1 protein-coding gene is annotated in these 1,206 nt (G+C 65.8%); it reads left to right on the top strand.

Annotated features, from left to right (window positions below; genetic code table 11):
* The coding region (locus tag EOA36_RS35745; RefSeq protein ID WP_281040115.1) for a helicase-related protein at positions 1–1,206 on the top strand (1,206 nt) is incomplete at both ends.

Raw genomic sequence — 1,206 nt, 5'->3', positions numbered from 1 at the left:
GCGTAGACCTCGTCGGCGGAGAAGGCGACGATCGCGGTGCGGCGGTGGTTCTGGGCGCGCTGTCGCCTCGCACCCGCAATGCCCAGGTGGCGCTGTTCCAGTCGGGCGATGTCGACTATCTCATTGCCACCGACGCGATCGGCATGGGTCTCAACCTCGACCTCGACCATGTCGCCTTTGCCCAGAACCGCAAGTTCGACGGCTACCAGTACCGCAATTTGACGGCGGCCGAACTCGGCCAGGTCGCCGGCCGCGCCGGCCGGCATCTGCGCGACGGCACGTTCGGCGTCACCGGCCAGGTCGATCCGCTGGACGAGGACCTGGTCCAGAAGATCGAGGGCCATGACTTCGACCCGGTGAAGGTGCTGCAGTGGCGCACCGCCCAATTCGATTTCGCCAGCCTCGATGCGCTGAAGCGTTCCATTGAGACCAACGCCCCGGTCGAGGGCCTGACACGCGCACTGCCGGCCGTCGATGCCCAGGCGCTCGAACATCTCTCCCGCGACGAAGGCATCCGCGCGCTCGCAACCAATGCCAAGCGCGTGGCGTTGCTGTGGGAAGCCTGCGCGCTGCCGGATTATCGCAAGATCGCGCCCGCCCAGCATGCCGACCTCATCGCCTCGATCTACATGGACCTCGCCCGGCATGGTCATGTCGACGAGAACTATATGGCCGAGCAGGTGCGCCGCGCCGACACCACCGAGGGCGATATCGACACGCTGTCGCACCGCATCGCCCAGATCCGCACCTGGACATTCGTGTCGAACCGGCCCGGCTGGCTGGCCGATCAGGCACACTGGCAGGAAAAGACGCGCGAAATCGAAGACAGATTGTCGGATGCGCTGCATGAGCGGTTGACGAAACGCTTCGTAGACCGCAGGACTTCCGTCCTCATGCGGCGCCTTAGAGAAAATACCATGCCTGAAGCCGAAATCAGTCCTACCGGAACCGTCCTTGTCGAAGGCCATCACGTCGGCGAGTTACAAGGGTTCCGCTTCACCGCCGACCAGACCGCCGGCGGCGAAGACGCCAAGGCCGTGCGCACGGCCGCGCAAAAGGCGCTGGCCGCCGAATTCGATGCACGCGCGGAGCGCTTCGGTGCCTGCGCCAATGGCGATCTAGCGCTCGGTTCGGACGGCACGCTGCGCTGGATCGGCGCGCCGATCGGCACACTGGTTTCGGGCGAGGACGCGCTGAAGCCGCGCC

The sequence above is a fragment of the Mesorhizobium sp. M8A.F.Ca.ET.021.01.1.1 genome (assembly GCF_003998025.1).
GTDB lineage: Bacteria > Pseudomonadota > Alphaproteobacteria > Rhizobiales > Rhizobiaceae > Mesorhizobium.
Note: the sequence above shows the minus strand (reverse complement) of the source record. Positions and strands in the feature narration are given on the sequence as shown.